The organism is Vibrio scophthalmi (assembly GCF_040869025.1).
GTDB lineage: Bacteria > Pseudomonadota > Gammaproteobacteria > Enterobacterales > Vibrionaceae > Vibrio > Vibrio scophthalmi.
Map to the genome: position 1 here is coordinate 2,589,993 of NZ_CP134271.1, position 24,816 is coordinate 2,614,808.

24 protein-coding genes are annotated in these 24,816 nt (G+C 45.9%); 11 read left to right on the forward strand and 13 right to left on the reverse strand.

The genetic code is table 11. The features are described from left to right. The first annotated feature begins 1 nt into the window (after nt 1). The 5 genes from tmk (at nt 2) to RJD38_RS11950 (ending at nt 5,048) form a co-directional block, all read left to right on the forward strand. Nucleotides 2–634, forward strand: a complete 633-nt coding sequence (gene tmk, locus RJD38_RS11930) for a dTMP kinase (protein ID WP_065545492.1) — start codon at nt 2–4, stop codon at nt 632–634. After that, complete coding sequence (holB, locus tag RJD38_RS11935) at nt 634–1,596, forward strand: DNA polymerase III subunit delta' (RefSeq protein ID WP_065545491.1); 963 nt, start codon at nt 634–636, stop codon at nt 1,594–1,596. Before tmk ends, holB begins: the two co-directional genes overlap by 1 nt. Then, nucleotides 1,587–2,354, forward strand: coding sequence for a TatD family hydrolase (locus tag RJD38_RS11940; RefSeq protein ID WP_005595975.1), 768 nt, complete (start codon nt 1,587–1,589; stop codon nt 2,352–2,354). Before holB ends, RJD38_RS11940 begins: the two co-directional genes overlap by 10 nt. Nucleotides 2,355–2,799: 445 nt before the next feature. Beyond that, nucleotides 2,800–4,227 carry a PTS glucose transporter subunit IIBC gene (gene ptsG / locus RJD38_RS11945; RefSeq protein ID WP_005595976.1) on the forward strand — a complete coding sequence of 476 codons (1,428 nt, stop codon included), beginning with the start codon at nt 2,800–2,802 and terminating at the stop codon, nt 4,225–4,227. Nucleotides 4,228–4,628: 401 nt separating this feature from the next. Beyond that, complete coding sequence (locus RJD38_RS11950; RefSeq protein WP_065545489.1) at nt 4,629–5,048, forward strand: hypothetical protein; 420 nt, start codon at nt 4,629–4,631, stop codon at nt 5,046–5,048. 110 nt (nt 5,049–5,158) lie between these two features. Here RJD38_RS11950 and RJD38_RS11955 read toward each other — a convergent pair whose 3' ends face one another. Together RJD38_RS11955 and RJD38_RS11960 are read right to left on the reverse strand one after the other, a co-directional pair. After that, on the reverse strand, nt 5,159–5,254 hold the full coding sequence (locus RJD38_RS11955) for a MetS family NSS transporter small subunit (protein ID WP_005595982.1): 96 nt from the start codon (nt 5,252–5,254) through the stop codon (nt 5,159–5,161). A 2-nt stretch (nt 5,255–5,256) separates the two neighbouring features. Beyond that, the gene (locus RJD38_RS11960) at nt 5,257–6,723 is read right to left on the reverse strand and encodes a sodium-dependent transporter (RefSeq protein WP_005595984.1); all 1,467 of its coding nucleotides are present in this window, start codon (nt 6,721–6,723) and stop codon (nt 5,257–5,259) included. Between the two features lie 627 nt (nt 6,724–7,350). Between RJD38_RS11960 and RJD38_RS11965 the strand changes: the two genes are divergently transcribed. Further along, nucleotides 7,351–7,872 (forward strand): type II secretion system protein, encoded by a 522-nt coding sequence (locus RJD38_RS11965; RefSeq protein ID WP_065545488.1) that lies wholly within the window; start codon nt 7,351–7,353, stop codon nt 7,870–7,872. A 39-nt stretch (nt 7,873–7,911) separates the two neighbouring features. Here RJD38_RS11965 and RJD38_RS11970 read toward each other — a convergent pair whose 3' ends face one another. Beyond that, the gene (locus tag RJD38_RS11970; protein ID WP_065545981.1) at nt 7,912–8,508 is read right to left on the reverse strand and encodes an outer membrane protein; all 597 of its coding nucleotides are present in this window, start codon (nt 8,506–8,508) and stop codon (nt 7,912–7,914) included. Nucleotides 8,509–8,637: 129 nt separating this feature from the next. Between RJD38_RS11970 and RJD38_RS11975 the strand changes: the two genes are divergently transcribed. From RJD38_RS11975 to RJD38_RS11990, 4 genes are all read left to right on the forward strand, one after another. Beyond that, on the forward strand, nt 8,638–8,730 hold the full coding sequence (locus RJD38_RS11975; RefSeq protein WP_005595986.1) for a YnhF family membrane protein: 93 nt from the start codon (nt 8,638–8,640) through the stop codon (nt 8,728–8,730). A 12-nt stretch (nt 8,731–8,742) separates the two neighbouring features. Then, entirely contained in the window at nt 8,743–9,903 is a 1,161-nt protein-coding gene (locus RJD38_RS11980; RefSeq protein WP_065545487.1) for a patatin-like phospholipase family protein, read from the forward strand. A gap of 253 nt (nt 9,904–10,156) precedes the next feature. Next, nucleotides 10,157–11,374, forward strand: coding sequence for an ROK family protein (locus RJD38_RS11985; RefSeq protein WP_065545486.1), 1,218 nt, complete (start codon nt 10,157–10,159; stop codon nt 11,372–11,374). A gap of 90 nt (nt 11,375–11,464) precedes the next feature. Next, nucleotides 11,465–12,412 (forward strand): chemotaxis protein CheV, encoded by a 948-nt coding sequence (locus RJD38_RS11990; protein ID WP_065545485.1) that lies wholly within the window; start codon nt 11,465–11,467, stop codon nt 12,410–12,412. Nucleotides 12,413–12,722: 310 nt separating this feature from the next. Here RJD38_RS11990 and RJD38_RS11995 read toward each other — a convergent pair whose 3' ends face one another. From RJD38_RS11995 to RJD38_RS12010, 4 genes are all read right to left on the reverse strand, one after another. Next, nucleotides 12,723–15,809 (reverse strand): error-prone DNA polymerase, encoded by a 3,087-nt coding sequence (locus RJD38_RS11995; RefSeq protein ID WP_065545484.1) that lies wholly within the window; start codon nt 15,807–15,809, stop codon nt 12,723–12,725. A 12-nt stretch (nt 15,810–15,821) separates the two neighbouring features. Continuing rightward, the gene (locus RJD38_RS12000; protein ID WP_065545483.1) at nt 15,822–17,228 is read right to left on the reverse strand and encodes a Y-family DNA polymerase; all 1,407 of its coding nucleotides are present in this window, start codon (nt 17,226–17,228) and stop codon (nt 15,822–15,824) included. A 3-nt stretch (nt 17,229–17,231) separates the two neighbouring features. Further along, entirely contained in the window at nt 17,232–17,909 is a 678-nt protein-coding gene (gene imuA, locus RJD38_RS12005) for a translesion DNA synthesis-associated protein ImuA (RefSeq protein ID WP_065545482.1), read from the reverse strand. 121 nt (nt 17,910–18,030) lie between these two features. Further along, nucleotides 18,031–18,774 carry a YciK family oxidoreductase gene (locus tag RJD38_RS12010; RefSeq protein ID WP_005595996.1) on the reverse strand — a complete coding sequence of 248 codons (744 nt, stop codon included), beginning with the start codon at nt 18,772–18,774 and terminating at the stop codon, nt 18,031–18,033. Nucleotides 18,775–18,864: 90 nt separating this feature from the next. On the opposite strand from RJD38_RS12010, the gene sohB reads away from it, so the two are divergent. Next, nucleotides 18,865–19,926 carry a protease SohB gene (gene sohB, locus RJD38_RS12015; RefSeq protein ID WP_065545481.1) on the forward strand — a complete coding sequence of 354 codons (1,062 nt, stop codon included), beginning with the start codon at nt 18,865–18,867 and terminating at the stop codon, nt 19,924–19,926. A gap of 191 nt (nt 19,927–20,117) precedes the next feature. Here sohB and RJD38_RS12020 read toward each other — a convergent pair whose 3' ends face one another. From RJD38_RS12020 to agaV, 6 genes are all read right to left on the reverse strand, one after another. Further along, a complete protein-coding gene (locus tag RJD38_RS12020) occupies nt 20,118–20,972 on the reverse strand; it encodes a tagatose bisphosphate family class II aldolase (protein ID WP_065545480.1) in 855 nt (284 codons plus the stop codon). After that, complete coding sequence (nagA, locus tag RJD38_RS12025; RefSeq protein WP_065545479.1) at nt 20,963–22,156, reverse strand: N-acetylglucosamine-6-phosphate deacetylase; 1,194 nt, start codon at nt 22,154–22,156, stop codon at nt 20,963–20,965. Before nagA ends, RJD38_RS12020 begins: the two co-directional genes overlap by 10 nt. Then, the gene (agaF, locus tag RJD38_RS12030; protein ID WP_009387205.1) at nt 22,146–22,586 is read right to left on the reverse strand and encodes a PTS galactosamine/N-acetylgalactosamine transporter subunit IIA; all 441 of its coding nucleotides are present in this window, start codon (nt 22,584–22,586) and stop codon (nt 22,146–22,148) included. The genes nagA and agaF overlap by 11 nt, the downstream gene beginning before the upstream one ends. 78 nt (nt 22,587–22,664) lie before the next feature. After that, on the reverse strand, nt 22,665–23,549 hold the full coding sequence (agaE, locus tag RJD38_RS12035; protein ID WP_005596001.1) for a PTS N-acetylgalactosamine transporter subunit IID: 885 nt from the start codon (nt 23,547–23,549) through the stop codon (nt 22,665–22,667). Next, nucleotides 23,539–24,321, reverse strand: coding sequence for a PTS N-acetylgalactosamine transporter subunit IIC (gene agaW, locus RJD38_RS12040; RefSeq protein WP_009387204.1), 783 nt, complete (start codon nt 24,319–24,321; stop codon nt 23,539–23,541). The genes agaE and agaW overlap by 11 nt, the downstream gene beginning before the upstream one ends. Before the next feature lie 17 nt (nt 24,322–24,338). Next, a complete protein-coding gene (agaV, locus tag RJD38_RS12045; protein WP_065545478.1) occupies nt 24,339–24,812 on the reverse strand; it encodes a PTS N-acetylgalactosamine transporter subunit IIB in 474 nt (157 codons plus the stop codon). Between the last annotated feature and the right edge of the window lie 4 nt (nt 24,813–24,816).

A 24,816-nucleotide genomic window follows, 5' to 3' on the forward strand; every position in this document is an offset into this window, starting at 1 on the left:
CATGAGCCAAGCTAAATTTATCGTTATTGAAGGCCTTGAAGGGGCGGGTAAGAGCACAGCTATCCAAGCGGTCCTTGCAACACTGCAATCGGCGGGAATTGATTCTATCCAAAATACTCGCGAACCTGGCGGCACTCAGTTAGCTGAAAAACTGCGTGAGTTGGTGAAACAAGAGCATGAAGGTGAAACGCTGCAAGATATGACCGAACTGCTACTGATGTATGCAGCTCGTGTTCAGCTGGTTGAAAATGTAATTAAACCTGCGCTTGCTGCGGGGACTTGGGTGGTCGGTGATCGCCATGATATGTCTTCTCAAGCCTATCAAGGCGGTGGTCGTCAAATTGCTCGTGAAACCATGCAATCACTGCGCGATACTACGCTAGGGGCTTTTAAGCCTGACTTTACTCTCTATCTAGACATCGACCCACGCATCGGTTTAGAACGCGCTCGTGGACGCGGAGAGCTCGACCGTATTGAAAAAATGGACATGAGTTTTTTCGATCGCTCTCGAGAGCGTTACCTAGAGATCGCGAATAGTGATGACTCTGTAGTCATCATTAATGCCAATCAAAGCATGGAAGAAGTCGCAGCGGATATTCACTCTGCACTGCAACAGTGGCTGGAATCAAACTAATGTCACCGCTTTATCCTTGGTTCGCACCACTGTGGCAGCAATGGCAAGCGCACTTAGAGCAAGATCGTTTTCCTAATGCTGCTTTGTTGGTCGCTAAAGCGGGTCTTGGGGTCGATCAACTGGTGAGTCAATTTAGTCAGGCGGTAATGTGCAGCAATTATGCAGCAGAGCCGTGTGGGTTTTGCCATAGCTGTCAGTTGATGGCTTCGAGCAACCATCCTGACTTTCATAGAGTAGTGCCTGAAAAAGAAGGCAAAGCCATTACGGTTGATCAGATTCGTCAATGTAATCGTGTTGCACAAGAGTCTTCTCAACTCGCGGGTTATCGCTTGATTGTCATTGAGCCTGCAGAAGCGATGAACGAGTCGGCTGCCAATGCTTTGCTAAAAACATTGGAAACGCCATCAGCAAAGTGCCTATTTTTATTGGTCGCGACATCCGCGAGTCAGTTATTGCCCACTATCACCAGTCGTTGCCAACAATGGCATGTTGGAGAGCCGGATTCAGTCGTGTTAACTCAATGGTTGGCTGAACAGACAGAGCTGCCAGTGCCTGCTTATGCTGAGCATCTTAATGGTCATTCACCGTTGCAAACCCTGCGCTTCATTGAAGGCAAAGAGCAAAGCCGCTACCAAGCTATTGAACAACAGCTTTTAGCGGTGACTCGCCAACAAGGTGACGTGGTGAAATTGGCAAAGGAGTTGGCAACTGAAACCGAGCAGTCACTGAGTTGGTTGTGGTATCTGCTGACAGATGCGCAAAAATGCCATTTCGGCCTGGCTTTACCGACCGCGATCCCTGGAGCGAGTGTACTTGCGCAACAGGTGAGTTATGACCTGCTCTATACTCAGTCTGAAGCATTGCGCGAGTTGATTGAGCAGCTTACTACGCACTCGGGGCTTAACCGAGAGCTACTTATTCTAGATTGGCTAATTAAATTTAACGGGGAAGTATGTTTGTAGATTCTCATTGCCATCTCGATAAACTGGATTATCAAGATCTACACCAAGGAATTGGTGACGTTGTGGCGAAAGCGAAGGCGGCGAATGTCACTGAGCTACTGTCTGTTGGTGTTACCCTCGATGCGTTTCCTAATATGATGGAAATGATCGCCCCTTACGATAACGTCTATGCGTCATGCGGTGTTCATCCTTTGGACGTTGAAAGTGATTTTTCATTTGAGTTGATGCATCAATACGCTTCTCACACCAAAGTGGTGGCGATTGGTGAGACTGGCCTTGATTATCACTACCAACCGGAAACCAAAGCACTTCAGCAGCAGCGTTTTGAGCAGCAAGTTGCGTTAGCGGTGGAGCTTAACAAGCCGCTGATCATTCATACTCGCAATGCCCGTGAAGATACCCTCGATATTTTGCGTCGAGGCGGTGCCGAAAAATGCGGTGGTGTGATTCACTGTTTTACGGAAGACTTAGCGTTTGCTCAAGCGGCGATGGAGCTTGGATTTTATATCTCTATTTCAGGTATCGTAACATTCAGACAGGCAACCGAGTTGAAAGAGGTAGTAAAAGCCCTGCCTTTAGAGCGCCTATTGATTGAAACGGATTCTCCTTACCTTGCGCCGGTGCCACATCGTGGAAAACAGAACCAGCCCGCTTATGTGGTTGAGGTTGCGGCATACATTGCTCAACTGCGCGGTATATCCTTAAGTGAAGTTGGCCAAAAAACCAGCGATAATTTCCGGAATCTTTTTTTGAGATAGAAATCATTCATTGTTTAAAAAAGGAGCGAAAGCTCTTTTTTTTGTGCTTGAAATCACAGCTAAACGTTTACACTCGTCATGTTTACCAAAAATGTTGAATTTATTGGTCGCTTCACTATGAATTGTAAATTCGTTACAAAAAATAACAATCGGGTCTATTTTATTTACCCAGTAAAATTAATTCCTAAGCCTGCATTAACCTTAAAATTCAACAACTTGCATCAGTGTAATCCATTCCATTTACAAAAAATGCGTGTGATCTATCTATTACTTTGAAATTAAATTGACCAAGCGCCTAGAAAGTGCGGCGAGTATCAAGATATATTTAGAGCCAGAAAATATAACGTAACAAGTGGTTACATTTTCTATGGGTGCTAACATTTAGGCTACGGGGGTGTGCCGTTAGAGCCCAGATAACTCTAATAATTCTTTCAGGAGCATATACATATTTAAGAACCTTTTTGCTAACCTGCAAAAAGTAGGTAAGTCTCTGATGCTACCAGTATCAGTACTTCCTGTTGCAGGTATCCTACTTGGTGTGGGCGCAGCCGATCTTAGCTTTATCCCAGACATCGTTTCTAATCTAATGGAACAAGCGGGTGGCTCAGTCTTCGGTCAAATGGCATTGCTATTTGCTGTGGGCGTAGCGCTTGGCTTTACAAATAACGACGGTGTAGCAGGTCTTGCTGCAATCGTTGGTTACGGCATCATGACAGCGACGCTTGGCGTAATGGCTGGTGTGATGGGTGTTGAGAAAATCGACACAGGTGTACTTGGTGGTATCCTTGTTGGTGGTGTGGCTGCTTGGGCATTCAACCGCTTCTTCAAGATTCAGCTTCCTGAATACCTTGGTTTCTTCGCTGGTAAGCGTGCTGTGCCAATCATCACTGGTTTTACAGCGATCGGTCTTGCAGTTGTGCTATCTGTTGTATGGCCACCAGTTGGCGGTGCAATCTCAGCATTCTCTGATTGGGCTGCACACCAAAACCCACAACTAGCGTTTGGTATTTACGGTGTTGTTGAACGTACACTTATCCCATTCGGTCTTCACCACGTGTGGAACGTACCATTCTTCTTTGAAGCGGGTACTTGTGTAAACGCAGCTGGCGAAACACAAAACGGTGTTCTTACTTGTTACCTAGTTGCTGACGAAGTTTCTCGAGCAGCAGGCAATGGCTTCGGTCAGCTAGCTGGCGGCTACATGTTCAAGATGTTCGGTCTACCAGCGGCAGCAATCGCGATTGCTCATTGTGCTAAACCTGAAAACCGCGCGAAAGTAATGGGTATCATGGCATCAGCTGCTTTGACTTCATTCCTTACCGGTATCACTGAGCCAATCGAATTCTCATTCCTATTCGTAGCGCCAATCCTATACGCAATCCACGCTCTACTAGCGGGTTCTGCATACGTATTGGCTAACACGCTAGGTTTTGTACACGGTACTTCATTCTCTCACGGTTTGATTGATTTCCTTGTACTATCTGGTCACGCTCAAAAAATGGGTCTGATGGTTGCTTGTGGTCTAGCTTACGCTGCGATTTACTACATCGTATTCCGCACTGTAATCACAGCACTTGACCTAAAAACTCCAGGTCGTGAAGATGATTCAGAAGAAGCAGTAGCAGTAACTGGTTCAGAAATGGCTGGTGAGCTTGTTGCAGCGTTCGGTGGTAAAGAAAACATCACTGGTCTTGATGCATGTATCACTCGTCTACGTGTTGCTGTTGCAGATACTGCAGCGGTTGACCAAGACAAACTTAAACAGCTAGGCGCAGCAGGTGTTGTTGTCGTAGCTGGTGGTGTTCAGGCTATCTTCGGTACTAAGTCTGACAACCTAAAAACTGACATGGATGAGTGGATTCGTAACCACTAATCGATATCAATACCTTCCCCTATAGGTATCAATATAAAAGGAGGCTTTAGCCTCCTTTTTTTACGTCTGGAGATTGCCGTTTGTTGTCGTGGAAAATGCGATTTTTTGTTATTTTGAGTTGACTCCGTAGGGGCAACCAAACCACCCTAATGATCGCTTTCTCGCTTTCTCGCTTTCTCGCTTTCTCGCTTTCTCGCTTTCTCGCTTTCTCGCTTTCTCGCTTTCTCGCTTTCTCGCTTTCTCGCTTTCTCGCTTTCTCGCTTTCTCGCTTTCTCGCTTTCTCGCTTTCTCGCTTCCCACTCGTTTGTCACGATTCTAGCCGCCACTTAACCTTGTGTTGACGTTCGAAAGTGGGCTTTTAAGACAATAGGTCTTTTATTGACAAATTTTGGAGTAGGGGTATGAATAAGCAGTGGTATCGCTTGGTGATGGGTTTAGGAGCGACAGCGTTAAGCGCTCAAGCGCTGGCAAGCAGCGAACAACCGACAGATCTTTCGGTTGGCATGGCTGTCGATCAACAGCTTAGTGTCGTCGTTGAACTGGACAATCAGTATCGTTTTATTATCGGCAACCAAGGTGGTGCGTTTGATTACATTGCAAAGCGAGGTCAATTTAACACTGAAGAACCGATCGATTGGTACGTTGGTGTTGGTGGCTGGGGTGAATGGGATGGTGACTTTGGAGCGCGAGTACCATTGGGGGTCAGCTATCAGGTGAGTCAAGGTTGGCAAGTGTATGGACAAGTTCACCCTGAGCTGAATATGCATAGAGGATGGGAGTTAGAAATTGGTGCCGCCCTTGGTGCTAAATATCATTTTTAGGCGCAGCACTTATTTAGCTTCGCTGCTATTTCGAGTCGACACCCGAGAAAACAATGCCGGCTCAGAGGCCGGCATTGTGAATGAATGATGCAGTCGTGACTGCTGACTCATTATTGCTTGTTCATTGCTCGCTTAATACAGATGGCCGCGCCACCCCAAGTAATGCCAAGACCAAGAACTAACATGATAATTGCACCAGTTGTCATGATTATGCCTCCTGCTTGCTGCTCGCAGCGTTAAGAATAAGACCGAACACCAATAGTGCACCCATCACAGCCCAACCTAGTGTTAGGTCGTAGCCACCGTAACCATCGGTAAATAGCGCCTGAATTTTGGTTGCTAGAATCACTGCCAGCATAACTGGAGTGATAAAGCGTAAACAAATATCAAACCATTGGCCGATAGAGAAATCTGAGGTTGAGTTTACGTATTCACGGACACTAGGTACTTTGTTCAGCAACCATGCCATTAGTACAATTTCAACCAGACCACCAAACATGATGCCGATGTTATTGGCGAAGTGATCCACCAAGTCAAGGAGCAGTAGACCACCATTAGTAGCAAAGGCCATTGAAACCACGACACCTGTACCGATAACGATGTTGGCGGCTTTCTTACGGCTCCAGTTCAACTTGTCGATGATGGCTGAGGTTACCGCTTCCATGATTGAGATATGAGAGCTTAAGCCGGCCACGACTAGAGCGAAGAAGAACAGTGGGCCAAGGATATAAGGTGCTGGCAGTAAGTTAATCGCTGCTGGTAGCGTTACAAACGCCAGACCGACGCCCGCGGTAACGACCTCTGTAATTGGTTTTCCTTGTTCTTGCGCCATGTAGCCTAATACAGAGAAGATCATAATACCGGCTAGGATAGAGAAGCCACAGTTGATCAAAACCGTCATGAAAGCGTTGTTGGTGATGTCTGACTTCTCTGGTAAGTAGCTAGAGTAGGCCAACATGATGGCAAAACCGATACTTAGAGTGAAGAAAATCTGGCCATATGCAGCAGCCCAAACTTTGACATCCCAGATTTTGCTGAAGTCCGGTTCGAACATGTAGTTCACACCGTCTAGAGCACCAGGAAGGAAGATCATGCGGCCAATCAGCAAGATCACCATGATGAAAAGAATTGGCATCATGATTTTTGAAGCGCGTTCGATGCCTGCTTTAACCCCACCGACGATTGCCGCGTAAGTAATCGCCCATGCTAGCAACATAGCGCCTGCAATATTCCATTGGATGCTGCCTAATGCTGTCGGGGAATTGTCACCACCGAGCTTTAGGTATTCACTAAAGAAAAAGGCGTTGGTATCAGTGCCCCAGCTTTGGCTGAACGACATACCAAAGTAAGAAATAGCCCAACCAATAACCGCCACATAGTAAACGGCGATAACCGCAGCGACACCCACTTGGAACCAGCCTAACCACTCAAATTTAGCGTGGATTTTAGAGAGGGTTTTTGGTGCACTGCCACGATATTTTTGACCCATACTGAATTCCAAAATCATAAATGGAATACCCGCAGTGATCATGGCAAATAGATAAGGAATGAAAAAGGCGCCACCACCATTCTCATAGGCCATGTATGGGAAACGCCAAATGTTACCCAATCCAATCGCCGATCCTACAGCAGCTAAGATAAACCCAGCTCTTGATCCCCATTGTTCTCGCTTCATAGATTACTCCTGTATACAACTCCCTGAGGTATGAAGCTTTTCTTTGGCTTATTCGCCAGAAAGGGATGAAGGGGCAAAGTGCTGTTTAGCAAGCGTTGTCCTTTGCGCTATCATCCGTGACTTGGCAAAAGTTTAGATTTAAATATTGTCAGCCTAAAGAAAACTCAGAATATTGTTCTTGAACTTACGATGTGTGTTTGCGGAAACTGACATTTTCAGCTACGCATGCTAAAGAGACTAACGATTTAAAATGGTTAACGCAATAGATTGTAAATGTTAGTGATAAGTTTAATGTTGGTGTGATTGATGTGTTTTCTGGGTATGAGTAGTGTTTTGTACGGTTTATTTGGCGTTGTTTGTTTGTATGATTCTTTATAAGTTAAAAATGTCGGTTTGATCAACTTTTTGTAAAAATTAGGCGGTATGACTAAAAAACACCCAATGAGGTTTCGTTTTTACTGATTAGTCGCAAAATAGAAAAACAATCAAAATTTTGCGACCTAGATTTACAATTTGTTACTTTCCTGTGCGATGGTAATCTTTTTGATTTTTTGTTGCTTGATATGCTGCTGGCTGGTTTTGAATTTTTTCATCATTGCCTAGTGTGTTGTTTGTACGAGAGAAAAAATGATCAGAAGGTCACATTCAAAGAGCGTTCGTGGTTATTCCTTAATTGAGCTGGTGATTGTCATCGTGGTGCTGGGTGCTTTGGCTATGACCGCATCAAGCCGCTATCTGAATTTTCAGAAAGAGGCTCGCATTGCTGTGGTTGAAACCATTATGGCGAGTATGCGTGCGATTAATGAGCAGGTGCATCTTATGTCTAATTTAAACTACGTGATTGCTCGAACAGGACAAAGTTCGGATAGCCGTTTACGTTTTCTTGATTTAAATCGAGATGGTATCCAACAGGTAGATCAAGGTGAGTGGGATCTGGTTTGGAATCACGTAGATAATACCCATATGCCCAATGCTATTGTTATTGATGATAGCTTCGTTCTGCAGCTCGTCGGGCATTCTAGTTTATATATTGGTTACGATCGAGATGGCAGTGGCTTAGTGTTACCGGGGAATTGTTGGGCTCACTATCAACAACCACGTAATGAAAGGGACATTCCCATCTATAGCACGGAGACATCGGGATGTTAGAGATGGATAGCTCAGGAAGATGCTCGGATCATTATGAGGTTAAAAGGTCATGACCATACCGGCACTCATTGTGAACTGGTTCATCCAGTCGGTGTCAAATTGAATACGGCAATCGGTTGAATGGCTGGAGGGCAGATTGCAAATGGTCGTGGTATTGTTATCAACCACGGTACCAAGCCAACGAACTTGAGAGGTGAAGCTGACGTTATCGCTAATGGGATATTCAAAGCCACCAAATAGGCTAGCGGCAAAACCAGTGTGGTTATCACTCCAATCGGCATTGATGTATGAGCCCCCAATACCAATGCCTAAGTAAGTGAAGGATTGGTTGGCTAACGGATAATATATGCTGCTTTGGAACATTAGGTACTGGATTGTACTGTCTAAGTTTTCGGATTCGACGTTGCTTGATTGATGTGAATAATACAGGCCTAAGCGACTGGTTTGGAGATCACTTTCAATCGATATCGCAAAGCTCTCACTTGGCTTAATATCAAATTTCTCGTCATTACTGTTTTTTACGATTCCTCCACCCGTAAAACCGAGCTGCGGTGTAATATGGATATTAGCACTGGCTGTTGATGCCACGCTTAATACGCCAATAGCAATAAATACCGAACTGTCCAATATCGTCATATCCGCACCATAGTCGTTTCTTTTGCTTAAGTGTGACACTAACACCATATTCACGCACGAAAAAAACGGATAAATTGATTATCTTTCGAACGAGTGTTATTTTTTTGTTAAGCGTATATGGAGGTGCTTATGGAACTTGAATTGAAGTATGCCTTACTGATTACCGCATCTATTTTTGCTGTAATTATCGGCTTTGGTGTTATTGCTATTGCGACCGCTTAAGGCGCAGTTGTAATGAATAACAGCGGTGTCATTACAAACACTGCAAGCCTAGTCGACCTTGAGCGACTGTCTAAATACACCGGTGGCTTAAACGCACTTGTTGCACAAGGCGGTGGCCAGAGAGGCATTTTTACATCCGGTGTATTGGATGCCTTCCTACTCTCTGATTTTGACCCTTTTCACCGTTTTTACGGTACCTCAGCAGGGGCGCTAAACTTATCGGCTTTTCTTTGTCGACAAAAAGGCATTGGCCGCTCTTTTATCCTCGATCTCACGACGTCATCCGAATTTTTTCACTTATTTAGCTATATCCGTCGTAAGCGCTATTTAGGACTTGATTGGGCGTTGGACAAGATCAGTGAATATCCCTACAAGCTTGATATCGATATGGGACGTCGCACGTTGGGGAATCGGCAGGCTTTTGCTGCTGTTACCGACAGTAGCCGTCTGATTGATTGCTATTTACCGATGCTGAATGATGATTGGAAGAAAGTGCTGATTGCCAGTTGTGCTATTCCTCGTCTATATGAACATGAAGTAGCGTTTGAACATGGCCGTTATATTGATGGTGGAGTATCCGCTTCAATTCCGGTGCAAGAAGCATGGCGACAAGGTTCACGTTGTATTGTGGTGATTCGTACTGAAAGCGATGATGTGCCAGACGCGGAACCATTGGTTTCAGAGCGTTCAGAGGTTGAGTGGTATCGAGATTCGCTTAATGTAGCGCAAGAACACTGGCAGCAAAAATTGACTCAGTGGAAACTTGATTGGAACCAGTTCTTAAACGAACGTATTAGCCGATCTCAGTTGCAAAAACTGAAAGATCATCATCTTGTTTCTCTTAATGGTGGGCGCTGGTTATTTGGCGCCGATGATATCTACCGACTTAGTCATTTGTTAGGTGACAATTTTGATTCGGGCTTAGCGGATATGCTGATGGTGCATTATCAGACTTATTCACTGACTCAAGATTTCCTCAACCAGCCACCAGACGATTGTTTTATTGTTCAGATCAAGCCAGCACAACCGTTATTGTCGAGTTCGTTAATGAGCAGTGAAGAAGAATTGCGGCATGACTACCAGTTAGGCCTTGATGCTGGATTTCGCTGTGTCGCTGCCTTTGATCGTTGTGGTTTGACCCAATTTAATGCCAGCCTCAATCGGGCAAGTTAGCGCGACCTCATCGAGGTTATTATGAGAATGCTTAGTATTTCGCTTAGATTACTCGTGAGCTAAGTCAAAATATCTTGATTTTTATCATCGCAAAATAACCGATTATTATTGGCAAATATCATTGCGCTATATGACAGGGCACACAAACAATTCGGTTTATACGTGACGGTTGTCACGGCGATTTATCAAGGGGCTTCACAATTACTTCGCAAAGTAAAAAAATTACTTAGTTGTTGAATATTGGAGTTACCTTATGTACATGGCTCAACCTGGCCATATTGATCATATCAAGCAAGTCAATGCTGGCCGTGTATATAAACTCATCGACCAAAAAGGGCCAATATCCCGTATTGATCTCTCGAAAGAGAGCCAACTTGCACCTGCGAGTATCACCAAGATTACCCGTGAATTGATTGATGCCCATCTTATCCATGAAACGACAGTGCAAGAAGCCACCAGTCGTGGACGTCCTGCGGTTGGTCTACAGGTTAACAATGACGGTTGGCAATTCCTGTCGATGCGTCTTGGACGTGGGTATTTAACGATCGCACTGCACGAGCTTGGTGGTGACGTGCTTATCGATACCAAAATCGATATTCATGAAATTGATCAAGAAGATGTACTTGCTCGTCTGCTGCATGAAATCGATGAGTTCTTTCAAACCTATTCCGATCAGCTCGATCGTGTCACCAGTATTGCGATTACTTTACCTGGCCTTGTCAATGCCGAGGAAGGTATCGTATTGCAAATGCCGCACTACAATGTTGAAAATCTCGCTTTGGGTCCTGAGATTTATAAGGCCACGGGATTACCGGTTTTCATTGCCAACGATACCCGTTCTTGGGCGCTTGCTGAAAAGTTATTTGGCCATTCGCAAGAGAACGAAAATTCCGTTTTGATTTCGATTCACCATGGTTTGGGTGCGGGGATTATTCTTGATGGTCGTGTGTTACAAGGGCGACATGGCAACATTGGTGAGTTAGGGCATATTCAAATCGATCCACAAGGGAAAATGTGTCAATGCGGTAATCGCGGCTGTTTAGAGACGGTGGCAAGCTCGCAAGCCATTCGTACTGAAGTGACCGAGCGCATTGCCCGCGGAGAAGCATCACCATTGGCCGATATCGAATCAATCTCGGTTGAAGATATTTGTGAAGCGGCAGCGAATGGTGATCCGCTAGCAATAGATGTGATTGAAAAATTGGCCGCACATTTAGGCTTCGCCATTGCGTTAGTAATTAACCTTTTCAATCCAGAAAAAGTCTTGATTGGTGGGGCGATCAATCAAGCCAAAGAGATTCTTTATCCGGCAATTCAAAAATGCATTAGAGAGCAGAGCTTACCTGTTTACCATCAAGACCTTGAGTTAGTTGAGTCACGCTTTTATAAACAAGCAACAATGACTGGTGCGGCTCTCGTAAAACAGGCACTATATGATGGCTTATTGCTTATGAAAGTGATAGAAGGGTAATACGCTGCTATATTAGCACTTTTGGATGAATCAACTGAGCCTTACTAACCAAGGCTTGTGTGACGTAAATAACTGCTGTAGAGAATTGTTATGACCGGAGTATTAAACACTGTAGACCAACGAACCAAGCTGGTGGGTGAAAACCGTTTGGAACTGTTGTTGTTTAGCCTGAACAGCCGACAAATGTTTGCAATCAATGTGTTTAAGGTTCGTGAGGTGATAAAAGTCCCTCCTCTAACCAAATTGCCAGGTGCTCATTACAATATCACCGGCGTGGCTTCTCTACGTGGTGTATCTGTGCCTGTTATTGATTTGCGCGCGGCGATTGGTTTTCCACCATCTCGTCTTGAAAATCAAGAAGAAAACCTGATCATTACCGAATACAACCGTACTGTTCAGGGCTTTTTGGTTGGCCAAGTGCGTAACATCGTGAATACCACTTGGAGTGATATTCAACCACCACCAAAAACCGCAGGTCGTTCAAATTACCTTACCGCGATTACTCAGCTTAAAGACAACAATGAGGTCGGTATTATCGAAATCATTGATGTTGAGAAAGTCTTGGCTGAGATCATCGACTACGATGTGTCGATCTCTGAAGGTGTATTAGACGAGCGTTTGAGCGTGGAAATGGTTGGACGTAATGTTCTGATCGTCGATGATTCCTCAACAGCACGTGCGCAAGTAAAGGGAACGCTCTCCCAACTAGGTCTTAACATCATTGAATGTTGTGATGGCTTACAAGCACTCAGATTACTTCAGTCATGGAGAGATGAAGGCAAAGACGTCACCAAAGAACTACTATTGATGATTACTGACGCTGAAATGCCAGAGATGGATGGTTACAAACTCACGTATGAAATTCGTAATGATCCGCAAATGAAGGATTTGCATGTCATTCTGAATACGTCATTAAGTGGTAGCTTTAACGAGGCGATGGTGAAAAAAGTCGGTTGTGATCGCTTTATTTCTAAATTCCAGCCCGATCTTCTGGTTGAAGTAACGCAGAACCGTCTAAGAGAAGTGCTCGGCCTCTAGATTGATTTTTCCTTATTTGGCCATTTGTCATGCAGTTAGGTTGATTTTGTGGTAGTATTTGGTTTCTATTTTGTTATTTAAAATAGAGTGTAACTATCAAATTCAACTTTTCATCAGAAACCTTAAGGTAGTTCCTAAGCATGATATGGTTAACGTCGAAGGTTGTGATGACCTTAGGCTTGTTATTGTATAGGGAATACAAGAAAAGAAGTACGGACGCTGACGACGAGTTGTAACTTGTCATAGGTAATTTTAAAAGGAGCCTTTTGGCTCCTTTTTGCTTTTTGCTTTTTGCTTTTTGCTGATGATATTAATGAAAATCACGAGATCGGCTATCGAGTTCATGGAGTTGATTGGTTAAGTCCTCCAGTCGGCCTGCAATGACATGAATTACGTTGCCCTCGCGTTCTAAAGTGCCTTTCACCCGTAAAATTTTCGCGGCCAAATATGCCTGTTGTTGCGCTCTTGCGGTAGCTTGCCATACCACGACATTAATGTTGCCAGTATCATCTTCGAGAGTGAAAAAGGTGACGCCAGCGGCTGTTCCTGGTGACTGCCTCCCCGTTACAACACCAACGACCGTTACCAATGATTGATGCGTTTTATTGGCGAGCTGATTCATGCGAGTAAAGCGGCCCAATACGCCCGCTTGATCTAATAGACTAATCGGATGTTGAGTTAAGGATAACCCCGTAGCAGAGTAATCTTCGATCAAGGTTTGTGTGTCGCTAGGCGCACTGATATGGGTCGTCGTGGCATCTTCAATGTGTTGAAACAGCGGTAAATCAGAAAGTGAGTCCATCATCGACCAACGAGTTTGATAACGGTTGTGTGCGATGGTATGAAATGCATTGGCTGACGCTAGTAACTCGATGTCTCGCTTATTCAGTCCAATATGTTTTAGCTGCTGCGGATGGCTAAAGTGTCCTTGCCCTCGGGCTTTGAGTAATTGCTGACAACTGGTTTGGCTTAGCCCTTTAATTTGGCGAAAACCAAGGCGAATAGCCAACCCTTGCGATTGTGCGATCACTTGATGATCGTAGAGTGAATGATTAATGCAGATTGGCAAAATAGTGAGGCCGTGGCGCTGTGCATCTTGCACCAGCTGTGAGGCGCTATAAAACCCCATTGGTAAGCTGTTGAGTAGCGAGGTATAGAAGGCTTCAGGATAATAAAATTTGAGCCATGCAGAGCAATAAGCCAACACCGCGAAGGAGGCGGAATGACTCTCTGGAAAGCCGTATTCACCAAAGCCTAGTATTTGTTCAAAGAGGCGTTCAGCAAAGTCCAATTCGTAGCCACGGCTGATCATGCCGTTAATCAGTTTGGTTTTAAATTTAACCAGATTGCCATTTTTCTTCCAAGCGGCCATGGCGCGGCGTAGTTGATCCGCTTCACCACCGGAAAAGCCGGCGGCAACCATCGCCAGTTTAATCACTTGCTCTTGGAAAATAGGGACGCCCATGGTGCGTTCAAGCACTTGTTTTACTTCTTCTGATGGATAGCTAATAGCTTCTTCACCACGGCGACGTTTTAAAAATGGATGTACCATATCACCCTGTATTGGCCCCGGCCGCACAATGGCGATTTGAATCACTAAGTCGTAGTAACTGGCGGGTTTGAGCCTTGGTAGCATGCTCATTTGTGCCCGTGACTCGATCTGGAAGACGCCAACGGTATCGGCGCGTTGGATCATGCCATAAACGTTAGCATCATCTTGGCGACGGGTGATTTCCGCGATCGACAACGACTCGCCATGAAAGCGCTCTATGAGTGCAAAACATTTACGGATTGCACTGAGCATACCAAGTGCTAAAACATCGACCTTGAGTAAGGAAAGGCTTTCGAGGTCATCTTTATCCCATTGAATAACGGTGCGATCAGGCATAGAGGCATTCTCAACAGGCACAAGCTCGTAGAGAGGCCCTGAAGAGATGACAAAACCACCCACATGCTGAGATAGGTGGCGAGGAAAGCCCATGATTTCGTTAACCAACCCGATAAACTGCTCGCCTTTGAGTGAGCTTGGCTCGATACCAAGTTGAACGATTTGTGCCTGCCAGCCTTGAGCGCGATCGCGGCGATTGATGTTTTTAATAAAATAATCAAGTTGGCTCTCTTCGATCCCCAGCGCTTTGCCGACATCACGAACTGCGCTCTTAAAACGATATGAGATGACGGTAGCGGCAAGTGCTGCACGTTCTCGACCATATTTTTTATAAATGTATTGAATCACTTCTTCGCGTCGATGATGTTCAAAATCCACATCAATATCTGGCGGCTCATCGCGCTCTTTACTGATAAAGCGTTCAAACAATACTGATATTTGGCGTGGATCAACTGAGGTGATCTCTAAGCAATAACAGACCACCGAGTTGGCCGCAGAGCCTCGGCCTTGATAGAGGATTTTGCTCCGTTTCGCAAACATGACAATGTCGTGAATGGTTAAAAAATAAAAAGGATAGTTGAGCTCTTCGATTAAGCTCAGCTCTTTTTCTATCGTCTGTTCAATATCACTGGGTATACCATCAACAAAGCGTCGTCGCTTGCCATCGTTAACTAATCTACGCAAATAGCTCATTGGGGTTTCACCATCTGGGATCAGTTCGCTGGGGTACTCATATTTGAGTTCGGCCAAACTGAAATTGCAGCGCTGAGCAATGAGGCTGCTTTCTGCCAACCATTCAGCTTTAAACAATTTGCTGAGTTTATCGATGCTGCGCAGTGAGCGCTCTGTGTTGACCAAAAGATGACCGCTAATAGTATCAAGATTGCCGCCATGTTTAATGGCCGTGAGCGTATGCTGCAAAGGCAGACGAGTGGCAGTATGCATTAATACGCCACCACAAGCGGTGATAGGTAATTGCAATTCGGCCGCTAAGTATTGGCAGTGTTGTAGGTAGGCGTGATCATTACTGCCAAGATGGCGTTGTACACCAATCCATAAGCGATGCTGATGATGCTGAGCTAGCCATTGACCCCACTTGAGGTCGGTTTGTTTATGCTCCGGCTGTGGAGGAGCGGGCAACCAGAGAATGAAACAGTGGCGAATGGACATCAGATCCCACTCAGAAAGCTGATAGTGGCCTTTCTCACTGCGACGACGGGCATTGGTAATAATGCGGCATAACTCGGCATAGGCCTGTCGATTAGGGCAGATCAGCACCACTTGGCACTCCTCGTTAAGCCAAAACATACTGCCAATAATTAATTGCACGCCAAGTTGGTGATTTTTGATAGCAGTATGCGCTCGCACTACGCCTGCGACCGAGCATTCATCGGTAATGGCGAGTGCGCGATAGCGGAGAAAATCCGCTTGTAAAATCAGTTCCTCAGCGTGTGAAGCTCCACAAAGAAATGAGAAATTGCTCTGACAAAAAAGCTCAGCATAGGCCATGGTTTTCTCCGTTTAACTGAATTGACCGTGGAGAAACCACTGTTTGTCTTGATTGCGAAAAACCCATAACCAGCGACCTTGTTCACTACGGACAATAAAGTAATCACGGGTGATGTCGCCACCATCCCACCAGCCAGTGACAAAGCGTTCAGGGCCTTGAATGATGGAGACTTTTTCTTGCAAAGGCGCGGGTTCAGGCAATAAAAAACTGGGGCGGCAACGTGCAATATGACGACGAGTAATCGGTGGTGTTGATTGTGTTGGGTCACACAGTTGAGTTGCCTTTTCTGGACGCGGATCTTGGCTTAGTGCCACTTTACGAACTTTCTCTTTGCCTAACTTGGCTTGCAATAGGCTAACCAATTCCAGTGGTGACTGCTGGCCTTGTGGACCGTTAAACATATCTTTGCTGGTGGCTTCTAACGCGCCACCCCTCACGATCGCTAAGGTTAAGCCTTGTACTGGTGCGGTGAGTTTGAGTGATTCTAATGTGAGTTGGCACAGCTTCAGCCAATGTTTGGCCATTGCATCGCCACAGGCCGAGGTAAAAATGATGGTATCGTTTTGTTTATCTCGTTGATGCAAAGTGAGTTGCAACTCATAGGCGATATGATTTCTCAAAGTTAAGAACAGCTCTAAGCGTTCAAGTAACTTTTTGAGTGGTCTTTCTAACCACTGAATATTCTCAATCTCGTAGAGTAACTCAAGATAGCTATGAAATTTCTCTGGTGGATGATAGAAGGCCAATGGATGTTTGAATTGCCCCAGTAATCTACCGACGTAATTGACTAAATCGATATCAAAGCGGCGCGCTAACTCAGACATGGGTAAGCTCAGTAAATCCGCGAGGGTATTTACGCCTACTCGTTGCAAAGCGGTGACTTGTTTCTCAGCCAGTTCGGTGCAAGTGAGCGAGAAAGGTTGCAAGCTCGCCATGAGCTGTTCTTTATCATCACAGATAAGCATGGTGGCCGATTTGGCGAATAACATCGCCGAATAGGGAGAAAAACCAGTGGAATAGTCGTAGCGATAGCCCAGCTTATCCAGATGTTGCGATAAAGTTTGCCAATAAGCCTCAATGCCCCCATACAGGCACAGCATATCGGTAACCTTGAGTAACAGCCCTTGCGGGGGAAGTAACACAATATCGGAGGTGACCAAGTAGAGCCATTGAGCGATATCGACCAAGGTTTGCTGCTCTTGCTTTGCATCATAAGGGTGTACTTGTAATTCATGGCAAAGGGCACTGGCGCTACCAAGCCCCATCCCGGCCTTAATGCCAAGCTCTAATGCGACTGGGTTGACTTGCACAATTTGAAAGTGCTGCCCATCCACGATCACCATCGCTTGGCCGTTTTGCTCAGCAAAGAGGGCATCCAACTGCAGGGTTGGAAAATGTAGGTAAAGCCATAATTGCATCGTTTAGCCTTGTTTGCGCAGCGGGAAAGGGATCACGACCGGTTGTGGCTCTGCAATCACTAATTGCGACCAGCGCGAACGCATATCGAGGACAAAACTGCCATGTGGCCAACCCCCTTTACGTTTGGTGATAGTCACGGTTAGTCCGTGATGATGCGGCTCTAAGCGCATACTTAAACTCACAGGAAGAGAGAATAGGTGTTGTTGTGGCTGTTTGAATAAAAAGTGCAAGCAGCGGCCGGTTTCACTGGCGACTTGTAAACGACGCGCTTGGTGTACTTCCAGCTCAGATTGCCAAAGTAATACATTGCTACAAGCGCCGCTTTTGAGGCATTGCTCGGCGGCCCATAACGCATGTTGTGGGTTGTCTGGGTAGATGAGCAATATCTGGTCGAGATCGAAACCTTGCTCGACCAACATTTCTGCGCAGAGGTAGCCAGGCGGCTGAATGAAAACACTCATACGCTCTTTGCTGCTGTTTAACAGGTGCGGCAATAGTAGCCTCAGTTCACCAATACCAGTCACGCTTTGCAGTTCAATGACGCCCTGTTTTGGAAAGCCACCTTCTAATTTGCAGTCCAGCAACGCAAATCCCGTTGAGTGAGCGTCTATAGGCTGATGTTGGGCGTTACCTTGCCACAATCCGTGTTTCTGTTTTAGGTGTTCGATAAGTTCAGACATAGGCAGTTGTTGAATAAATGTACCTGTATACTTATACAGTATAATTTATCCTGTAAACACTGCAAGAGGGGATAGAATGAAAAACGCCTTGTGGGATCACAAGGCGTTGAAGTCAGGCTAGTTATTTTTTCGGTTGAGCATCGATGCATTGACCGTGAATCGCTTTGCCCTCAGGCGCCATCAAATAGAGGTAGAGTGGCATAATATCTAACGGTGTTTTCAGTAAATCACTATCTTCTGCGGGGAAGGCTTTTGCACGCATACCCGTACGAGTGCCGCCCGGATTAATCGCATTGACGCGAATGTTCGTATCGCTGAGCTCATCTGCGAGAACTTGCATCATGCCTTCGGTGGCAAATTTTGACATCGCATAAGTGCCCCAGAAAGCACGACCGACATGACCCACAGTGGATGAAGTGAACACCATGCGTGCATCCGATGCTTTGTGTAGCAATGGTAGTACCGCTTGTGAGAGAAGAAATTGCGCTTTTACGTTGATTTGCATTACGTCATCAAAGCTGTCTTCGCCAATTTGATCAAATGGGCTAATCACACCAAGAATACTGGCGTTATGCAGTACGCCATCAAGTCGGCCAAATTGACTTTCAATGGTATCGACCATATCCAAGTAGTTTTGCTTACTGGCGCCTTTCATATCGAGCGGAATGATGGCCGGTTGTGGGTAGCCAGCTTGCTCAATCTCATCATAGGTTTGTTCAAGCTTTTTAACGGTACGCCCTAATAATATGACGGTTGCGCCATGTTGGGCAAAACTGATGGCGGCTTGTTTTCCAATACCAGCGCCAGCGCCTGTAACAAGAATGACTTTATCTTTTAAGGCGTTGTCAGCTACTGAATAATCCACGCTATGCTTCCTTATTGTTATGAACTGCTTTATGTCTTCGTGACAAGATGGTTACAATACAGCAATTCGCACAGTGAGAGGATATTCAGCTTGGAATTTTTGTTGGACTACGGCCTATTTTTGGCCAAGATTGTGACTGTGGTAGTCGCATTGGTGGCGATTTTAATCATTGTAAAAAGTGTTGGTGGTAAAAGTGGTGCGTCGAAAGGCGAACTAGAAATCACTAATTTAACCGAGCAACACAAACACACGGTTGAGCAATTAGAGCATCATTTACATGATGAAGCCTTTCTAAAAGCGCGTGACAAAGCGGAAAAGAAAGAAGAGAAAGAGAAGCACAAAGCGCGCGAAAAAGAGATCAAACAAGCAGTGAAAGAGGGTGAGCTAGAAAGCAAACGTGAAGCTCATCTGTTTGTACTTGACTTCAAAGGCAGCATCGATGCAAAAGAAGTCGCGTCACTACGTGAAGAAGTGACGGCGATTTTGGCCGTAGCTCGTGAAGGTGATGAAGTTCTGCTTCGTCTTGAATCTGGTGGCGGCATGGTGCATGGCTATGGTCTTGCGTCATCTCAACTGGATCGCCTTAAATCAGCTGGTCTACCATTGACGATTTCCGTTGATAAAGTGGCAGCCAGTGGTGGCTACATGATGGCCTGTATCGCTGATAAGATTGTTTCGGCTCCGTTTGCGATTGTCGGTTCGATTGGCGTGATAGCTCAGCTGCCTAACTTCAATAAAGTGCTGAAAAAATACGATATTGAATACGAGCAAATCACCGCGGGTGAGTTTAAGCGCACCCTAACCATGTTTGGTGAAAACACCGATAAAGCGCGTGATAAATTTAAGCAAGAACTGGAAGAGACCCACGTATTGTTTAAAGATTTTATTCGTGAACGTCGCCCAGAACTTGATCTTGAAAACGTGGCAACGGGTGAGCATTGGTTCGGTACCCAAGCGCTAACTCTTGGTCTTGTTGATGAAATCAAAACCTCTGATGACATCGTCGTTGAAGCATGCAAAGACAAAACTGTCTTAGCGCTGCACTATGTTGAGAAGAAAAAGATCACTTCAAAACTGGCAGCGTTAATGGGCGAAGCGGCAGACAACGTACTGATGAAGCTTATCGACCGTGGTCAACGCCCGATTGTTTAATGGTTTATCTCTACGCTAAATCAGCAACAGAATAAAAAGGGAGCCTTGACTAGAGGCTCCCTGTTATAACACCGACTATAGGGGGGATGGTGTTACTCTTACCTACTTGATGCACTGTGATAACGAGTCTATATATTCAGGAGCGATATATCGATTCGGCGTCTAATCACATCAAGCCGTTTGAGCTAGGTTTAAAGTTTACCTTCACTACCACAGACACGAATCTTACTCATCACTACCTCTTTCATTGCTGCTTTACCGGGAATGATGTACTTACGAGGGTCATTCGCATCAGGGTGTTGCACGAAGTACTGTTTTACCGCATCAGCGAAAGCAATTTTGAGCTCAGTAGCAACGTTCACTTTACAAACACCAAGGTCAATACAGCGACGCACCATCTCATCGGGTACGCCAGAAGCGCCATGCAATACCAATGGAATATCGACGACGGAACGAATTTTCTCTAAACGATTAAAGTCGAGTCTTGGCTCTGCTTTATAAAGACCATGCGCGGTACCAATCGCCACTGCAAGTGAATCAATACCAGTGCGGCGAACGAACTCTGCCGCGGAGGCTGGATCGGTCATCAAGGCATCAGCACTGTCGACGATTAAATCATCTTCTTGACCCCCTAAGCGGCCTAACTCTGCTTCGACACTGGCATCGAAACGGTTACAGTATTGCACCACAGAGCGAACGATATCGATATTCTGGTCGAAGGCATAGTGCGAGCCATCAATCATGACTGAGCGAATACCTTGTTGTACCTTACGTTGAATATCTTGTTGATCTTCATGGTGATCAAGGTGCAATACTAAAGGAATCGAGTGCTTGTGCGCCGCTTCTTTACAGATGCTGATCAGATAATCTGTACCAGCGTAATCGTAGGTGCCAGGCGTGCCAGCAAGAATTACAGGCGATCCCATTTCTGAAGCCGTTTCGACGACCACTTGAACGGTTTCAAGGTTATGAATGTTGAATGCAGGAACCGCGTAGCCGCCTTGTTGAGCACGTTTAAGCATTTCACGAGAAGAGATTAGATACATAAAGCCTCCTGACTTGGTGTTGCAATGGCATCGAATACGAGACGTCCGTTAACCCAAGTTTTTGCAATTGAAAAATCTGAATGAATAGCCACCATTGAAGCGCGTTTACCGACTTCTAAAGTGCCTAATTGATGTTGTAAGCCTAAGGATTTTGCTGGGGTCAAAGACGCCATCAGCCACGCTTGCTCAAGAGGAATGTCGAGCCAACGTTGAATGTTTTGTACCGCAGTTAGCATGGTCAACGTGCTGCCTGCCAAACCGCCTGAATCAGTGGTGACGACACCATCTTGCATCTGCACTTGGTATTCACCGAGGGTGTATTCACCATCGGGCATGCCCGCAGCGCACATCGCATCAGTAATGAGTGTCATACGGGCGCCACAACAACGGTGAGCCACTTCGATAGCCGCCGGATGAACATGATGACCATCGGCAATCATTTCTACATAACTGTTTGGATGAAGAAGCCCTGCGCCAACCACTCCCGGATCGCGGTGATGCAATCCACGCATTCCGTTGTAGCAATGCACAATGCCACTTGCACCGGCATCAAGTGCTTGTTTAACTTGGTCGTAACTGGCGTCGCTATGACCTAGCATGACCTTGATACCTTGCTCATGTAAGTAGCGAATGGCTTCAATCGCACCGTGTTTTTCTGGCGCAAGTGCGACGGTGATTAATTGGTTATCAGAATACGAAATCCAGTTTTCAAGCTCTTCAACCGAGAGTTCACGAAACCATTCCGTTGGGTGTGCACCTTTGTTTTTCTCGGTGAAGTAAGGCCCTTCTAAATACGCACCAAGAATTTCTGCCCCATTGACCCCTTGTTGTTTGCTTTTGGCTACTTGCTTTAGAGCTGCGCGAATTTTTGCAACTGGCGCCGTCACTGTGGTAGCCGCGAAGGCGGTGACGCCAAGGCTGGCAAAAAACTCAGACATAGTGTTGAGTGAGTCATGGTTTGCATCCATAACATCACAGCCTTTCGCACCATGCACATGGCTATCGATCATGCCGGGCATTAGGCTAACGTCACCTAAGTGAATCACGCTTGAATGCTTGGCGACATCAAAGGCCTCAATCGCACTAATTACGCCATCGCTATTGACGGAGATAACGGCATCATTGAGCCAAGTTTCACCATTCAGTAGGCGCTGAACTCGATAATGGCGGGGATTAGATTCCATCGTCTTCTACCACGGCTTCTTTTTCATTACGTAATGCCATTTCAGCGGCTAAAGAAGTGATACCACGGTGGCCACACTCTAATGCTTGATCGCGAAATTCGAGTAGATTGAGTTCATCACGTTCGAGCAGCATTTCTGCCGCCATTTGTAGGTTAGTTCCTGTCACCACTTGGATATCATTGCGCTCTTGGCTCAGGAGTGATGCGGTGCGAAATGGCGTTCCACCTAATAAATCTGTCAGAAACACAATCCCTTCACCCGAATCGATATCCGTGATGGCTTGGCGCATTTGTGCTTCCAGTTGTGGGGTTGTTGACTCTTCTGGGAAGTCGATAAATTTGAACTGAGCTTGCTCGCCAATCACCTGATGAATCGCCTGCGCGATACCAGAAGCAAACCCACCATGACCAGATAAAATTACAGCAATCATTTGTCGTTCCTTATTTGGGGCTGGCGTGCCAGCCCCTTTTATCGTTTTAAATTCTCGTTTACAGAAAGTGGCTAAGCGCTATAGGAAGCCCATAAAGCGACCAACAATGGCGAGCGTTACGGTTAGACCTATCAGTTTTAGTGGGCTCCAACCGCGTTTCACAAGGGCATACATCGTTAACGTGTATACCAGTGGTAGGAAGGCTGGCATTAGCTTGTCAATCACATCTGCCTGTAGTTTCACTACCGCGTCGCCCGCTGTAATTTCAGCCGTGGTTGATAAGCGAACATAGGTCGCAACCAGTGCGCCAATGACGGTCATACCGACCATTGAGGCGGCATGGCTAACTTTTTTAGTGTTGGCTTTAATCACTGGAATGGCCGCCACACCCATGCGGTAGGCGTAGTGCGCAAGACCAAAGCGCAGACCAAAGTGCACCACGTTAAATAGGACGATAAAGAACACCGCACCCATGATTGAGCCTTGCAACGCAAGATCAGCCCCGATACCGCCGCAGATAGGCAATAGGGTCAGCCAGAACATCGCATCACCGATGCCACCCATTGGTGCGCCCACGGCAATCTTGGTACTTTGGATACTGTTGATGTTCTGTTTTGAACGTTCCATCGCCAGTACGATACCCATCACGAAGGTCACCAAGAATGGGTGAGTATTGAAGAAGCCCATGTGGCCTTGCATCGCCTTAGATAAGTCGGCTTTATTGGTGTGAATCTTCTTCAGTGCAGGCAGTAGGCCGTATAACCAACCTGATGCTTGCATACGTTCATAGTTAAAAGAGGCTTGGAGTAGTAGTGAGCGCCACGCCATCTTATTGATGTCAGATTTACTTAATTCAGCGCCAATTTCCTTGTTTTCATATTCATCAGAAGAAACACCAGGTGCAGGTTGTACTGCAGGATCTGTGACGTTTAGGTTTAGCTCTTTGCTTACATTAGATTCCATCTTCAAAGTCCTCTGCTGAGCCCGCTGCTGGTGCAGGAGTTGGTTCTGATTTACGCATGAAGTCGATAATTGCCATTGCAGTTGCGGCTGCAGCAATCGCTAGGATTGGCAGTTGTAGCCAAGCGGCTGCAACAAAACCAAGGATGAAGTAAGGGATGTAGGCATTTTTCATCATGATCTTCATCAGAACAGCGAAACCAATCGCAGGCATAATGCCGCCCGCAACGCCTAGGCCATCAATCAGATCTTTTGGTAGAATTTCGACCATTCTTCCTGCGTGTTCTGCGCCAAGGTAGACGGGTAAAAATGCGCATAAGAAGTAGAAACTACCCAGCACAGCAAGCGCCATGTAGTTAACACGTTCAATACCATCGGTATCCGCGTTTTGTGCGTATTCATCACATTTAGACATCACAGCAGACATTGCTGAGAAGAGTAGGGTGATCCCCATTTGAACAGCGACGGCGAACGGTACAGCAACACCAACGGCAACGTTAGGCTCGACTTGGGTTGTGATCGCGAAAGCCGTTCCGACGATGGTGCCGATGATGACGTTTGGTGGTTGAGCGCCGGCAAGCGGTGCAAGCCCCATCCAAATCAGTTCCAGCGTACCACCGACAAGAATACCGGTTTGCACATCGCCTAAAATTAGGCCAACGAGCGGACCAAGTACCACTGGGCGGTGGAAGTGAGTCAGGCCGTTGAACATATCTAGGCCAGCAAAGAAGGCGAGAATGCCGAGCATTACTGCCTGTAAGAGTCCTATTTCCATGGTTGGTGTCCTTATTATTAGATAAGAGTAAAGAGGTCTGTTGCACTTTCGGTCGGCACACCTTGCATGGTGCACTTCACCCCTAGTGCTTTTAGTTTTTCAAATTCCGCGACGTCTTCAGTTCCCACTGAAACCGTTTTGGCAATTTGTTTTTTTCCTTCGATGTAGTGCATGTTACCTACGTTGATATTGCTAATTGCTACGCCACCTTCGACCAATTGACGGAAGTCTTTTGGTGTGCGGCATACAAGAAGAATTCGTTGACGATCAGAAGCCTTATGGATGGTGTCGATGGTCTTTTGCACGCTCCAGAAACGAATGGCAATGCCATCTGCCAGCACCATTTCCATCAGGTTTTGTTGGATGGAGTCTTCAGCTACTTCGTCATTGACGACAACCACGATGTTTGCATCAGCAAAACCGACCCATTGCACGCCGACTTGGCCGTGGACTAAACGCTCATCAATGCGACTTAATACGATATTTGGCATGGTA